Annotated in this window: 15 protein-coding genes; 9 read left to right on the top strand and 6 right to left on the bottom strand. The window is 66.9% G+C overall.

Translation table 11 applies throughout. The features are described 5' to 3' along the window. Positions 1–31 precede the first annotated feature (31 nt). Positions 32–991 carry an anthranilate 1,2-dioxygenase regulatory protein AndR gene (gene andR / locus QZM67_RS20380; protein ID WP_301806167.1) on the top strand — a complete coding sequence of 320 codons (960 nt, stop codon included), beginning with the start codon at positions 32–34 and terminating at the stop codon, positions 989–991. Positions 992–1137: 146 nt separating this feature from the next. On the opposite strand, the gene QZM67_RS20375 is transcribed toward andR, so the two are convergent. Further along, a complete protein-coding gene (locus QZM67_RS20375; protein WP_301806166.1) occupies positions 1138–2028 on the bottom strand; it encodes a LysR family transcriptional regulator in 891 nt (296 codons plus the stop codon). Between the two features lie 91 nt (positions 2029–2119). On the opposite strand from QZM67_RS20375, the gene QZM67_RS20370 reads away from it, so the two are divergent. From QZM67_RS20370 to catC, 3 genes are read left to right on the top strand one after another with little or no spacing between them, the layout of a single operon-like run. Next, a complete protein-coding gene (locus tag QZM67_RS20370; RefSeq protein WP_043177967.1) occupies positions 2120–3253 on the top strand; it encodes a muconate/chloromuconate family cycloisomerase in 1134 nt (377 codons plus the stop codon). Positions 3254–3284: 31 nt separating this feature from the next. Then, a complete protein-coding gene (catA, locus tag QZM67_RS20365) occupies positions 3285–4187 on the top strand; it encodes a catechol 1,2-dioxygenase (RefSeq protein WP_301806164.1) in 903 nt (300 codons plus the stop codon). 43 nt (positions 4188–4230) lie between these two features. Further along, positions 4231–4521, top strand: a complete 291-nt coding sequence (gene catC, locus QZM67_RS20360) for a muconolactone Delta-isomerase (RefSeq protein ID WP_011355923.1) — start codon at positions 4231–4233, stop codon at positions 4519–4521. A 105-nt stretch (positions 4522–4626) separates the two neighbouring features. Here the strand turns inward: catC and QZM67_RS20355 are convergent, their stop codons facing one another. Together QZM67_RS20355 and QZM67_RS20350 are read right to left on the bottom strand one after the other, a co-directional pair. After that, complete coding sequence (locus tag QZM67_RS20355; protein ID WP_301806162.1) at positions 4627–5811, bottom strand: hypothetical protein; 1185 nt, start codon at positions 5809–5811, stop codon at positions 4627–4629. A gap of 164 nt (positions 5812–5975) precedes the next feature. Continuing rightward, the gene (locus QZM67_RS20350) at positions 5976–6761 is read right to left on the bottom strand and encodes an NAD(P)H-dependent oxidoreductase (RefSeq protein WP_301806160.1); all 786 of its coding nucleotides are present in this window, start codon (positions 6759–6761) and stop codon (positions 5976–5978) included. Between the two features lie 86 nt (positions 6762–6847). Here QZM67_RS20350 and QZM67_RS20345 point away from each other — a divergent pair, with 86 nt between their 5' ends. The 3 genes from QZM67_RS20345 (at position 6848) to QZM67_RS20335 (ending at position 8670) form a co-directional block, all read left to right on the top strand. Further along, positions 6848–7741: a LysR family transcriptional regulator gene (locus QZM67_RS20345; RefSeq protein ID WP_301806159.1), complete on the top strand. Its 894-nt coding sequence runs from the start codon at positions 6848–6850 to the stop codon at positions 7739–7741. A 163-nt stretch (positions 7742–7904) separates the two neighbouring features. Next, positions 7905–8309, top strand: coding sequence for a DUF2471 family protein (locus QZM67_RS20340; protein WP_011355927.1), 405 nt, complete (start codon positions 7905–7907; stop codon positions 8307–8309). A 55-nt stretch (positions 8310–8364) separates the two neighbouring features. Beyond that, positions 8365–8670 carry a hypothetical protein gene (locus tag QZM67_RS20335; protein WP_301806157.1) on the top strand — a complete coding sequence of 102 codons (306 nt, stop codon included), beginning with the start codon at positions 8365–8367 and terminating at the stop codon, positions 8668–8670. On the opposite strand, the gene QZM67_RS20330 is transcribed toward QZM67_RS20335, so the two are convergent. Continuing rightward, positions 8640–10673: an NADPH-dependent 2,4-dienoyl-CoA reductase gene (locus QZM67_RS20330; RefSeq protein WP_301806155.1), complete on the bottom strand. Its 2034-nt coding sequence runs from the start codon at positions 10671–10673 to the stop codon at positions 8640–8642. The genes QZM67_RS20335 and QZM67_RS20330 overlap by 31 nt on opposite strands. 85 nt (positions 10674–10758) lie before the next feature. Between QZM67_RS20330 and QZM67_RS20325 the strand changes: the two genes are divergently transcribed. Further along, on the top strand, positions 10759–11841 hold the full coding sequence (locus QZM67_RS20325) for an AraC family transcriptional regulator (protein WP_301806136.1): 1083 nt from the start codon (positions 10759–10761) through the stop codon (positions 11839–11841). Positions 11842–11954: 113 nt separating this feature from the next. Beyond that, positions 11955–12545, top strand: coding sequence for a hypothetical protein (locus QZM67_RS20320; RefSeq protein WP_301806135.1), 591 nt, complete (start codon positions 11955–11957; stop codon positions 12543–12545). 20 nt (positions 12546–12565) lie between these two features. On the opposite strand, the gene QZM67_RS20315 is transcribed toward QZM67_RS20320, so the two are convergent. Together QZM67_RS20315 and QZM67_RS20310 are read right to left on the bottom strand one after the other, a co-directional pair. Next, on the bottom strand, positions 12566–13015 hold the full coding sequence (locus QZM67_RS20315; RefSeq protein ID WP_175024920.1) for a DUF126 domain-containing protein: 450 nt from the start codon (positions 13013–13015) through the stop codon (positions 12566–12568). After that, positions 13008–14255, bottom strand: coding sequence for an aconitase X (locus QZM67_RS20310; RefSeq protein WP_301806133.1), 1248 nt, complete (start codon positions 14253–14255; stop codon positions 13008–13010). Before QZM67_RS20310 ends, QZM67_RS20315 begins: the two co-directional genes overlap by 8 nt.

Genomic DNA, 14255 nt, shown 5'->3' with positions numbered 1-14255 from the left:
GCGCACGTCGCTCATACCAAGGCTGAGGCCCATGTCCCCAACGTCGTTCGAGCCGCTCGCGCTGCGCGCGCACCGGCTGTTCGAATCCCGCGATCTCGACGAGACGCGCGAGCGGATCTCGCGCGTGATGCAGCCGCATGCGCTGCTGCCGAGCGGCCGCACGCATGGTGCGTCGCACATGGATTTCGTCAAGCTGGGCGGGCTCGGGATCGGCACGATCGCGTTCGGCGACGCGATGCGCGTGCAGGTCGACGCGGTCGACGGCTATTACCTGCTGATGTTCTGCCTGTCCGGCCAGGCCGAGGTGCGTGCGATGGGCCGGCAACTCGGCGTCGACGGCCAGACGGGCGTGCTGTGCGCACCCGGCGAGCGCTTCGACGCGGTGCTGTCCGCCGATTGCGAGCAGTTCGTGCTGCGCATCGACGCGGCGACCGTCGGCTCGCTGACGGGCGACCCGCGCGCAACGCTCGATCCGGTGCTGCATGTCAGCGATGCCGCGCTCGCCGCATGGCGCCAGCAGCTGATGCTCGTCGCGCGCTCGCCCGAACTGCTCGAACGCGCGAACGCGAACCCGCGCGTCGCATCGCAGCTCGAACACCTGCTGATCGACCTGCTGATCGAAGGCCACCCGCCGTCCGTGCTGCACGCGTCGCACCGCGACCCGGTGCCGGGTTTCGTGCGGCGCGCGCAGGAATTCGTGAACGCGCACTACGCGCAGCCGCTGCAACTCGCCGATATCGTCCAGGCCGCCAACGTGCCGGAACGGACGCTGCGCGACGCGTTCCTGCAGTTCCGCGGCATGAGCCCGATGCAATACCTGCGCGCGACGCGGCTCGACCATGCGCGTGAGCTGCTACGCGGCGCAACGTCCGGCCGGCGGATCGCCGATGTCGCGCTCGATTGCGGGTTTACGCACCTCGGCCGATTCGCAATCGCGTATCGGGAAAAGTTCGGGGAATCGCCGTCGGAAACGCTCGACGGGAAGCGCTAGCGCCGCGTATGCTCGCGCGCCCGGCGGCTTGCCTGGCCGGTCGCGACGTTGCACGGCACGACCTGAAACCGTGACGCCCTCCCCGCATTTGCCTGTGCCTGCCGAGACAGACCGTTAGTTGCGATTTTCAGAAACAATGACGATCGTTACGCCACCGGCACGATCATCTCCCGCGCAATCGCGCAAAACGCCGCCGTGGCGGCGCTTTCGCCGTGCAGCCGGCGGCTCATGATGATCGGCGACGTCGCGGCCGGCTCCGGCAACCGCCGGTAGACCACGCCCTTCACACGCACCCCCTCCACACTCTCCGGCACCAGCGACACGCCGACCTGCGCGGCCACGAGCCCGAGCGCCGTCTGCAGCTCGCGCACCTCGTGAACGGCCGTCGGCACCAGCCCGCCGTCGCGCAGCGCGGACAGCTGCTGATCGGCAAAGCTCGGCCGCGGCGTGCTCGGATAGACGATCAGCGTCTCGTTCGCGATATCCGCGAGCGTCAGCGGCCGGGCCGGATCGGCGAGCGGATGCCCGACCGGCAGCGCCGCGATCAGCTTTTCCTCGATCAGCGCCTCGCGCACCAGTTGATCGTCGTCGAACCGCAGCCGGCCGAACCCCACGTCGATCCGCCCGCCCTTCAACGCGCCGAGCTGTTCGAGCGTGAACATTTCGATCAGCGACAGCTCGACGTCCGGCTGCGCCTCGCGAAACGCGCGGATCACGTCCGGCAGCGCGCCGTACAGCGTCGACGGCACGAAGCCGATCACGATCCGCTCCGACAGCTGCGCGAGCCGCCGCGTCAGCGGGCCGAGCTCGTCGGCCTGGTCGACGAGGCGCTTCGCCTGCGCGTAAAACACGCGCCCCGCATCCGTCAGTTTCAGCGGCCGCGCACCGCGCTCGAACAGCGGCAACCCGATCTCGTCCTCGATCGCCTGGAGCTGGCGGCTCAGCGGCGGCTGCGTCATGTGCAGCCGCTCGGCCGCCCGCGTGATGTTCATTTCCTCAGCGACGGCGATGAAGTAGCGGAGCTGACGCAATTCCATTTCATGCCTCAAAGGTATGGAAGTAGTCGGAAAGAGTGTTGGACGACGCGGGGCGGGAATTCCTACCATGTGCACCAACAGGAGGAATCGCATGATAGCAACTGCCGCCACCATCGAACGCATCGAGACGCTGCTCGTCGACGTGCCGACGATTCGGCCCCACAAATTGTCGGTCGCCACGATGAATTGCCAGACCCTCGTGCTGGTGCGTGTTCGATGCACGGACGGTATCGAAGGCGTCGGCGAGGCAACGACCATCGGCGGTCTCGCGTATGGCGAGGAGAGCCCCGAAAGCATCAAGGTCAACATCGACACCTACTTTGCACCGCTGCTGCAGGGCATGGACGCGACGCGTCCGGGAGCCGCGCTGGCGCGCGCCCGCAAGCTGTTCCAGGGCAACCGCTTCGCAAAATGCGCGATCGAGACCGCGCTGTTCGACGCGCAGGCGCGCCGCCTCGGCGTGCCGCTGTCCGAGCTGTTCGGCGGCCGCCGGACCGATGCGGTGGACGTCGCATGGACGCTGGCGAGCGGCGACACGCAGCGCGACATCGCGGAAGCCGAAGCGATGCTCGACGCCCGTCGCCACCGCGCGTTCAAGCTGAAGATCGGCTCGAACGCCGTGGCCGACGACGTCGCGCATGTGATCGCGATCAAGCGCGCGCTCGGCGAGCGTGGCGACGTGCGCGTCGACGTCAACCAGGCATGGAGCGAAACCGATGCGATCTGGGCCGGCGCACGGCTTGCGGAAGCTGGCGTGAGCCTCGTCGAGCAGCCGATCGCCGCGACCAACCGCGCGGGGCTGAAACGCCTCACGCAACTTGCGCAGGTGCCGATCATGGCCGACGAGGCGCTGCACGGCCCCGTCGATGCGTTCGCGCTCGCGCAGGACCGCGCGGCCGACGTGTTCGCGGTGAAGATCGCGCAATCGGGCGGCCTGCAGGGCGCGGCGAGCGTCGCGTCGATCGCCGCGGCGGCCGGTATCGAACTGTACGGCGGCACGATGCTCGAGGGCGCGGCCGGCACGATGGCGTCCGCGCAACTGTTCAGCACGTTCGACTCGCTGAAATGGGGCACCGAACTGTTCGGCCCGCTGCTGCTCACCGAGGAAATCCTCGTCGAGCCGCTGCGTTACGAGGATTTCAAGCTGCACCTGCCGGCAGCGCCCGGCCTCGGCATCACCTTCGACTGGGCCCGCATCGAACGGATGCGACGCGACGCCCGCTGACCCCACACGACAACCGAAACCGGAGACACAGATGAACAAGCAAGCCATCGACGCACTGCTGAAGACCTTCGACGACGCCGCAGAAAAGCCGGGCAACCCGCGCGTGCGCGCGATCGTCAACCGGATCGTGCAGGACATCTGCTACACGATCGAGGACTTCGACGTGCAGCCGAGCGAATTCTGGACGGCGCTGAACTACCTGAACGAAGCCGGCCGCGAATTCGGGCTGATCGCCGCGGGCCTCGGCCTCGAGCGCTTCCTCGACGTGCGCATGGACGAAGCCGAGGAAAAGGCCGGCATCCAGGGCGGCACGCCGCGCACGATCGAAGGGCCGCTGTATGTCGCCGGTGCGCCGGAATCGGTCGGCCATGCGCGTCTGGACGACGGTACCGATCCGGGCCAGACGCTCATCATGCGCGGCCAGGTGCTCGGCCAGGACGGCGCGCCGCTCGCGAACGCGCTGGTCGAGGTGTGGCACGCGAACCATCTCGGCAACTACTCGTACTTCGATCAGTCGCAGCCCGCGTTCAACCTGCGTCGCTCGATCCGCACCGATGCCGACGGCCGCTACAGCTTCCGCAGCGTGCTGCCGGTCGGCTACAGCGTGCCGCCGGGCAGCAAGACCGAGCAACTGCTCGACCAGCTCGGCCGCCACGGCCATCGTCCGGCACACATTCACTTCTTCGTTTCGGCAGACGGTTATCGTAAGCTGACGACGCAGATCAACATCGATGGCGATCCGCATCTGTGGGACGACTTCGCCTTCGCGACGCGCGACGGGTTGATCCCGCCGGTGAAGCAGGCCGAAGGCGCGGAAGGCAAGGCGTATGGCGTCGACGGGCAGTTCGCGCTGATCGACTTCGATTTCTCGCTGCTCAAGGAAAAGCAGGACGTGCCGGGCAGCGAAGTCGAGCGGGCCCGCGCGCAGGCGTGAGCGGCCTTCCGATTCGACGAACCGATAACGCAAGGAGTGCAGGATGCTGTTTCATGTGGAAATGACCGTCCGTCTGCCGACGGACATGGATCCGGTCAAGGCGGCCACGCTGAAGGCGGAAGAAAAGGCGATGTGCCAGCGGTTGATGAACGAAGGGACCTGGCGGCATCTGTGGCGGATCGCCGGGCAGTATGCGAACGTCAGCATCTTCGACGTCGAAAGCGTGCAGCAACTGCATGACCTGCTGAGCCAGCTGCCGCTGTTCCCGTATATGGAGATGGAAGTGCGGGCGCTGTGCCGGCATCCGTCTTCGGTACGGGAAGACGATCGCTAAACAAGCGGCCGAGCACTGACAAGGAAGACGGGCGGCCTGCGATTGCCTCGCAGGCCGCCCGTTTCATTGCGCCATCCGCAGCGGTGAATCGAGTTGCCGCGCGGCTTACTTCTGCGCATCCATCTTGTCGGCGGCTTCATCGCCGTACACCTTCGCGACGCGTCGCGCGACGATCGCCTCCATCAGCGTCTTGTCGAAATCGTCGGCGGTTTTCCAGCCGCTGCCGTCCTTGACGAACGTGAAATCGCCCTTCAACTGCAGCATCGACGGCGCGCCGATCGCGCCGAGCAGCCGGTCGCGATAATCGATCAGCAGCGGACACGACACGTGGTCGCCGTCGATCTGCCGGCAGTCGGCGGCCGGCATGACGCCCAGCACGTTGCTCGTCAGCGTCGTCGGTTTGTCGTCGCCGAACATCGGCTTGCCGTAGCTCGGCATCCGCGCCGACACCGCCTTGTCGAATTGCGCGACGCCCGCCATGAAAGCCGTGCTGATGACGTCGCGGCCGAGCGGTGCGCCGAGCTTCGGATTGAGGCCCTGCGCACTGTAGCGAACCTTCACGTATTCGGGCGGGAACATCTGCACGACAAAGGCGCTCTTGTCCTTGTCGTCGTGCCGGACCACATAGCCGATCGTCGCTTGCTCGTCGGCGATACTCACATCCACCAGGCAGCCGCGCGCGCGATTGGCCTCGTCGTAGCCGACTTCACGCGGGTTGCTGACGTGCGGAAACGACTTGCTGCCCTGGTCGAGCATCTGCATCGGGTTCTTGAGCATCATGTCCCTGCGCGCGTCGAACAACAGCGAATTCAGCGCCTTGGTCGTGCTCGATGCGCCGCACGCGGGCGCCGATGCGGGCCACAACAGGTAGGCGCCCACCGCGAGCGCGGCAGCCAGGCCGCCGAAGCCGATCAGCATCTGCTTCTTCTTTTGCTCGCGCTGCATCGATGCGACCGTTTCGTTCCGACGCTGTTCGAAGCGGGGCGGATCGATCTCCTCCAGCACCGTCATCAGGATGAGTTTCGCGTTGCCGGTCGCATAGTGGCCGTCCAGCAGCTCATGCGTCGCTTTCGCCTCGGCGTCCGCCGTCGTGTAGCCCTCGGCGATCAGCCAGTCGAGCATGACACGCACGGAATCGGTATCGGGAAGCTCGGCCGGTGCGTCCCGCAGACGCTGGGTGACGCGTGCCGCCTGCTCCTCCGTCAGATAGCCGCCGGCTTCGAGTGCGATCAGCAGCGGCGCGCGCGGGTCATCGATCGGTTCTGCCTGGCCCGGTTGTTCGAAAGACATGGTTGTAGTTCTCCGTCGAGACCGATTCGCTGCGCGGGCCACGCCGGCCTATTGTGCAGACGAATCGCGTCGATCCCCGGAAACTACTTGATTCGAGCGCATGTGTCGATATGCCCGCGCGTCGCGTGCGCGTGCGCGTGCGCGCGCGGGCCTGCCATCCGACATCAAGCCTCGTGTGTCAGATGCGCCGCATACCCCACCTTCCCCGGTGCGATTTCGTCCTTCAGCGTCAACGCCGGAATCTCGTAATCGCCCATGTTCTGGCGCCGGAACGGGATCGGCTGCGTGGTCCAAAGCTCATCCAGACGCTGGCCGAGCGCCGCACGCGTTTCGTCGAAGCGTGCTTCGTTCATCTTCCCCGACCGGTAGATCACGAACGGCGGCAGCACGGAGAAGCCCGGGTAATACAGCATCCCGTGCTGGATCGGGAACAGCACGTCGTCGATCGGTCCGTTGATGCCACGCGGGCTGTAATGCGACTGCCATCCGCCTGCCGCGACGATCACCATCGCGCGCTTGCCGACGAACGAACCCTCGCCATAACGATTGCCCCAATGCGTGTCGGAATGCTCGCCCACCCCGTAGGCAAAGCCGCACGCATACACGCGCTCGAACCAGCCCTTCATGATCGCCGGCATCGAGAACCACCACAGCGGGAACTGCAGGATCACCGCATCGGCCCACCTCAGCTTGTCCTGCTCGCGCACGATGTCGTCGCGCTGCGTGCCGGTTGCGAACGCGTGCTTCGAGTCGTTCGACGGATCGAAACGCGCGTCCGGCTCACGCCCGGTCATGTCGTCCGCGTCGAATGCCGCCTTCCAGTTCATCGCATACAGGTCGCTCACCTGCACCGTATGGCCGGCCGCTTCGAGATGCTCGACGGTGAAGTCGCGCAACGAGCCGGTCAGCGAACGCGGTTCGGGATGGGCATAGACGATCAGCACATTCATGTTCGGTACTCCGTTGATTGAATGACTGCAGGATGCCGCGATCGAAGGTATATTCGAAATGAATTCCTGATATTCCAGGTATAGCCATGAATAATCTCAGGCGACTCGATCTCAATCTGCTCGTCACGCTGGACGTGCTGCTCGCCGAGCACAACGTCACGCGCACGGCCGAGAAGCTGAACTTGTCGCAGCCGTCGGTAAGCGTGCAGTTGCAGAAGCTGCGCGACCTGTTCGGCGATCCGCTGCTGCTGCCGGGGCCGCGCGGGATGCGGCCGACTGCGCGCGCGGAGGCGCTGCGCGAGCCGTTGCGGGACGCCATCGAAGCGATCGAACGCGCGGTGATCCCCGCCACGCCGTTCGATCCCGCCACCGCGCAGAACACGTGGCGCGTGGCGGCGACCGACTACGGCGAATCAACGATCGTCCTGCCCGCGCTAAACGCGCTGCGTTCGACCGCCCCCGGTACGCGGCTCGCGATCGTCGAGCTCGTCCCGCCGAGAATCGAGCAGGATACCGAACGAAACGGCATCGACCTCGCCTTTCACACGACCGACGAATCGCCGGCCGGCATGCGGCGGCTGCCGCTGTTCGTCGAGCGTTATGTGCTCATCGGCCGCGCCGGTCACCCGAAGCTGAAGCGGCGCCCCACGCTCGCGCAGTTCGGTACGCTCGAGCACGTGATCACGTCGCCCGACGGCGCCGGCTTCTTCGGCGTGACGGACGAAGCGCTCGCAAAGGTGGGTGCCACGCGGCGCGTCGTGCTGTCGGTGCCACACTTCCTGTTCGTGATGTCGGCCGTCGCCAGCACCGATCTCGTCGCGATGGTGCCCGAGCGGCTGGTGCGCGACGTGCCCGCGTTGCGGGTCGTGGAAGCGCCCGTCGACGTGCCCGGCTACGAAATGTCGATGCTGTGGCACGAACGCGTGCATCGCGATCCGGCCCACCGGTGGTTGCGGGAGACGATCGCGGCAGCGGTGTAGATCGCTCGCCCGCCCGGTGCGGCCGCCCGCGTCGATGGCCATCGCACAAAATCCTTCATCCGGGGCTTGAAACCGCGCCAAACACTGTATATATTTACAGTGCTTTTGCACCATTTGACCCGAATTCCGTCATCACAGACGGACGGACCTTTGTGAGGCGACCATGTTCCAGGCATCCGCATTCGATCCCGAGCAACCCGGCTTCAACCCCGTCCACTTCGAACGCGCCGCACAGCGGGCGGTCGTCGATCTGCAGCGTGTCGCCGGCGGCCCCGCGCAGCGGGCGCTCGGCCTGCGGCGCCGCACCCATCCTGCGGCCGTCCGCACGATGAGCTGGCAGGCGCTGCTGAACGTCGAAGAGCTGGCATTCTCGAATGCCGGCTTCCTGAACCGCAACGAGCCGGCCGTCGTCGACGCGTTCATCCGGCTGCGCGACAGCCGCCTGGTCGCCGCGGACGTCGAGGAGCCGGTCGACTGGCGCCGCGACGATGACGACCTGCCGGCCATCTACCTGATCGTCAAGGCAATGCTCGACGCGGAAGAGGAAGAACGGGCCGAAGCGGCCTGAACGGCGCCGACGCCGGCCGCTCGCGCTTGCCGGGATCGTGCCGCCACGTTGCGTGGTGGCGCGGGACACCCGCTACATTGGCCACATGCGCGCGCGTATCGGCGTATCGGCGCATCGGCGCATCGGCGTATCGGCGTATCGGCGTATCGGCGTATCGGCGTATCGGCGTATCGGCGTATCGGCGTATCGGCGTATCGGCGTATCGGCGTATCGGCGTATCGGCGTATCGGCGGACCGGCGGACCGGCGGACCGGCGGATCAGATGGCAAATTGTGGTTCGTCGCGCCGTCAAGCGACGAACATCGTCACGAACGCCGCAGCAGCCACCCGTTACAACCGCGCCGCGAGCCGTGAGCCCTGATCGATCGCGCGCTTCGCGTCGAGTTCGGCGGCCAGTTCCGCGCCGCCGATCAGGTGCACCGAGCGCCCGGCCGCCTGCAGCGGCGCGAGCAGCGCGCGCTGCGGCTCCTGCCCCGTGCAGAGCACGATCGTGTCGGCCTCGATCAGCTCGTGATCGGTACGCTGCTCGCCGTACGACACGTGCAAGCCGCGCGCGTCGATCAGTTCATAGTTCACGCCGCCGATCATCTTCACCTGCTTCATCTTCAGCGTCGCGCGGTGAATCCAGCCGGTCGTCTTGCCGAGCCCCTTGCCGAGCGGCGCGGCCTTGCGCTGCAGCAGCGTCACGTCTCGCGCCGGCGCCGTCACCTGCGCACGCGTCACGCCGCCACGCGTCGCGGCCGGGTCGGTCACGCCCCACTCGGCCTTCCACTCGTCCAGATCGAGCGCCGGCGATTCACCCTCCTGCACCAGATACTCGGCGACATCGAAGCCGATCCCGCCCGCGCCGACCACCACGACACGCCGGCCGACCGGCTGCCTGCCCGCGAGCACGTCGATGTAGCTGAGCACGTTCGGCCCGTCCTGCCCCGGAATCTTCGGGTCGCGCGGCGCGACGCCGGTCGCGAGCACGATCTCGTCGTAGCTGCCCGCGATCAGGTCGCTCGCGTCGACGCGGCGGTTCAGGTGCAGGTTCACGCCGGTCAGCTCGACCTGGCGGCCGAAGTAGCTCAGCGCTTCGTGAAACTCTTCCTTGCCCGGAATCCGCTTCGCCATGTTGAACTGGCCGCCGATCTCGGCCGCACCGTCGAACAGGTCGACCTGATGGCCGCGCTGCGCGAGCACGGTCGAGCATGCGAGCCCGGCCGGCCCCGCGCCGACCACCGCGATGCGCTTCGGTTGCGCGGCGGGCGTGTATTTCAGCTCCGTCTCGTGGCATGCGCGCGGATTCAGCAGGCACGACGCGATCTTGTTCTTGAACGCATGATCGAGACACGCCTGGTTGCAGCCGATACAGGTATTGATCTCGTCGGCACGGCCCTGCGCGGCCTTGACCACGAACTCCGCATCCGCGAGCAGCGGGCGCGCCATCGACACCATGTCCGCGCAGCCGTCCGCGAGGATCTGCTCGGCCACTTCGGGACGGTTGATCCGGTTGGTGGTCACGAGCGGAATGCCGACCTCGCCCTTCATCTTCTTCGTCACCCACGCGAACGCGCCGCGCGGCACCGACGTCGCGATCGTCGGCACGCGCGCCTCGTGCCAGCCGATCCCCGTGTTGATGATCGTTGCGCCCGCGCGCTCGACGGCCTTCGCGAGCTGCACGGTTTCGCTCCAGTCGCTGCCGTCCGGAATCAGGTCGAGCATCGACAGCCGGTAGATCAGGATGAAGTCGCGGCCGACCGCTTCGCGCGTGCGCTCGATGATCTCGATCGGCAGCCGGATGCGGTTCTCGTACGAACCGCCCCACTGGTCGGTGCGCTTGTTCGTATGCATCGAGATGAACTGGTTGATCAGGTAGCCCTCGGAGCCCATGATCTCGACGCCGTCATACCCGGCCTCACGCGCGAGCTTCGCGCAGCGGACGAACGCGCGGATCTGCCGCTCGACGCCGCCCGCGCTCAGTTCGTGCGGCGCGAACGGCGAGATCGGCGACTTGATCTTCGACGGCGCGACCGCGAACGGGTGATAACCGTAGCGGCCCGTATGCAGGATCTGCAGCGCGATCTTGCCGTCTTCCGCGTGCACGGCCTCCGTGATCTGACGATGCCGCCGCGCGGCGGCCGACGTCATCAGCGTGCCGCCGAACGGCTTGGTCCAGCCGGCCACGTTCGGCGCGAAGCCGCCCGTCACGATCAGGCCGACGCCGCCGCGGGCGCGTTCGGCGAAATATTCGGCGAGCCGCGGCAGCGTCTTGCGGCTGTCCTCGAGGCCCGTGTGCATCGAGCCCATCAGCACGCGGTTCTTCAGCGTCGTGAAGCCGAGATCGAGCGGGGCGAGCAGATGGGGAAAGGTCGTGGTCATGATGTTCGTGCCAATGCGTGCCAATGAGCGATGCGTGACATCGTAGGCGCGCGCCGCCTTGAACGTGAGGGGGCAAACAGCCATAATGCTTGTCATTTCCGGCCAAAACGACATGACTTCCCCTCTCGCCAAGGACCGCCTCGGGCTGCGCCGGCCGACGATTCCGGTCGCCTATACGCGCCTGCTGCTGCAGGCGCTGGCCGCGCGCGGCGTCGACCTGGCCGCCGTGCGCGCCGGCACGGGCCTGCGCGACGCGGTGCTGGCCGAACCGGACGCGCGCGTCGCGCCTTCGCAATGGGGGCGGCTCGTGCTCAATGCGATCGAGATCGGCGGCGATCCGGGCATCGGGCTCGCGTTCGGGCTGCTGTTGAAGCCGACCGTGCACGGCTTTCTCGGCTACGCGACGCTGACCGCGCGGGACATCCGCGAGGCGCTGTCCGTCACGCAGCGCTACTTCCGGATGCGCAACCGCCAATATCGGCTGACCTACGAGGAAGACGCACGCGGCGCGACGCTCGAACTGCACGGCGTGCAGGCCAGCCCCGTGCTGCAGCATCACGTGATGTTCGAGTTCGTGTTGACCGGGCTCGCGCAGAACATCTCGCAATGGGCCGGGCGCGCGTCGCCGCCGATCAAGCTGCAATTCGCGTGGCCGGAGCCGCCCTATTTCGCCCGCTATCGCGGCCAGTTGCCGCCGGTCGAATTCGGCTGCGCCGCCAACGCGCTGTGGATCGCGCGCGACGTGCTCGATTGGCCGCTGCCGCTCGCCGACGAAGTCGCGCACCGGCAGGCGCTCGTGCAGGTGGAGCGCGAGTATGCGCAGGTGCGCCAGGAGGAAGGCGATCTCGTCGAACGCGTGCGCGCGGAGCTGGCACGCGGGGCCGGCGCCTACCCGGGGCCGGAGACGCTCGCCGATGCGCTGCTCGTGTCGACGCGCACGCTGCGGCGCCGGCTGGAGGAAGCCGGTTCGGGCTATCGGCAATTGCTCGACGAAGCGCGGTTTCGCGACGCGAAGCAGTTGCTCGCCGCGTCGGATCTCGACCTGAAAACCATCGCCGAGCGGCTGCAATTCACCGATCCGGCGAATTTCACGCGCGCGTTCCGGCGCTGGGCCGGGCAGACGCCGAGCGCTTACCGGGAGGCCGCCGCGGGTGCCGCACGCGAGTAATGGGGAAACCGCGAACGGCACGACGCCCCCGCCCGCGACTTCATCGGTATGATCATTCCCACGCCCAAGCGGCGCCCACCGGCGCACTCTCCCGCCCCATAACGGAGCAACGCATGAGCGATCGCACCATGCAGATCGCATCCGGCTGCGTGACGTCCGTGAGCCAGAAGAGGATCGGTACGAAGTTCTGGAGCGTCAACCTGGGCCCGTCCACGCAAAGCGTCCAGGAAATCACGCTGCAGCTCGACACGTTCGACGCGCCGCTCACGCTCAGGACGAACAGCACGCACAGCCTGTTCGTCGTCGCGGGCGACCGGCTGGATGTCGCGTACGCCCAAAGTCAGGATCGCCGTGCCATCTTCGGTATCCGGAACGTAACCGACGGCTCGGTGTATCTCGTTCGCACAGCGAAAGGTGCCGCAGCCCGCATCGATGTCGTCTCGATGATCGCCATGCCCCTCACGATCGTCATGGTGTCCGCGTTGAGACGTAGCACGGAGGGGGCGCTGGACGCGTCCGTGTGGTTCGGTGTGGCCGGGGTCAGTTTCTTCGCGCTGAGCACGATCCTGCGTACCGTGTTCGGCATCGTCATATGGCCCGAGATCCGGCGACTCAGGCAGCCCGGCGGCAAGCGCGAAATGAATGCCGCAAGACACGCGCTGTCGCTCGCGAACGAAGATACACCGCACGTTCACATCATCTGACTCGACAAGCACGCAACGCGTCAGTGGCCGACGCAAATCCTCGCACCGCCGTCACCCTCGGCCGCTTCGATCCGCACGTCGCCGGCCGCGGCGACGATCGCGTCGTACACGTCATCGGTCACGCACACCACCGGCACCGCGATCGCATACAGTTCGGCGGCCACGATCGCGCCGATCGAGATGATCAGGTCGCGCTCCTTCAGCACGATCCCGACCGGCCCCGTGCCGTTGCGCACGGCTTCCGCAAGCACGCTGCTGCTCGAGCTCGAGCCCTTCGCGTGCGGCATCACCATCACCTTGCCGGCGAGGCTCGCGCCGGCCTGCGGATGTCCGCGATCGACGATCTTTCCCGCGCCGGAGTCGTAACCGCCCCAGAAGCTGAGCGGCTTGTCGAGCACGAACGGCCGCGCGCATGCGCTGCCCGGCACGAGCGTATCGCCCGTCAACAGCTTGCCCGTCGCTTCAGTCATCGAATCGCACCTTTCCTTCATATGCCGAACGCACGCATTCGCGCATGCTGCCGTACGCGACCGTCACGCCGATGTTCGCGGGCGCATACGACGCCCATTTCCCCGAATTGGTCATCACGAGCCCCGACAGTTGCTTCATCACCGGCGTGATGTACGTACAGGTATCGACGACGATCTGAATGCCGCGCGCAGCGAATTTCTCCGCGAGGCCGGCCTCCTCCAGTTCCCACAGGATGAACCGGCTCGTGTTCACGTAGAAATCGCAGGCCGGCTTGCCGTCGAATGCATCGAGCAAGGTATCGAGCGTGCGAAATTCGGCCAGCGAGAAATGCGGCGTGCCGAGCGCCACCGCGACGAGCGCGTCGCCGGCCGCGCCGTGGTTCAGCGTGTGACGAATCGCGTCGAGATCGGCCATCGTGACGTCGACCGTGCGTTGCGCCGCTTGCCCGTGCAACGCGGCATCGAGCGTGGGCGCCTCGGGGGTCACGCCGACCGCATGGAACAACGCGACGGCACCGCTCGACGCGGCGGCCGCGCCCAGCGCCTTGAGTTCGTCTTCGGTGGTGTCCGCCGGCAGCCCGACGATCGCCGGCACGACCGCGCCCGCGATCCTGCCGATCAGCAGCCCAAGCGCGGCGAAATAGATGTCGCGCGACGGCAGGTGGCTGAAGTCCGGCGCGTTGAACACAATCCGTGCGGCACGGTTCGCTTCGACATGCAGCCCCGCATACGGTGCACGCCCGGTGATCGCCGCGGCCAGGTCAAGAAAATCGCCGTACCGGCTCGTCCGCGCGCCGAGCACCGAGTTCGCGAACACGATCGCGTTCGATTCGGCCCAGGCGATCTGCTCGCCTTTCGCGGGACGGTTCTTCAGCTGGTACGGCGCGCACGTGAAGCTCGATTCGCAGCCGAGCTGCAGATGCGCATCCATCAGGCGCTGCGCGTCGCGCTGGATCGTGCGGTCGCCGTGGTACAGCTCGGGATGGATCAGGTCGAGCGACCCGACGTTCAGCGTGGTCGGTACCGCGACCTTCGCGCCGGTGTCGACGAAATACTCGACGAAGTCGAGGCTGGTCTGGCCGTGGTACAGACAGCCGTCGATATGCGCGGACGTGATGTCGATCAGGTGCGGCGCGGACATCACTTGCGCCGTGCGCGCGACGATCCGCATCGCGCGCGCGACGCCCTCGCCGAAATCCCCGCGCAGCATCGCGCTGTCGCGGTCACTCAACTGCAGCAT

It is taken from the genome of Burkholderia sp. AU45251 (genome assembly GCF_030482905.1).
Classification (GTDB): domain Bacteria; phylum Pseudomonadota; class Gammaproteobacteria; order Burkholderiales; family Burkholderiaceae; genus Burkholderia; species Burkholderia aenigmatica.
The sequence above is the reverse complement of the archived record's forward strand: the minus strand, read 5'-3'. Positions and strand labels throughout refer to the sequence as shown.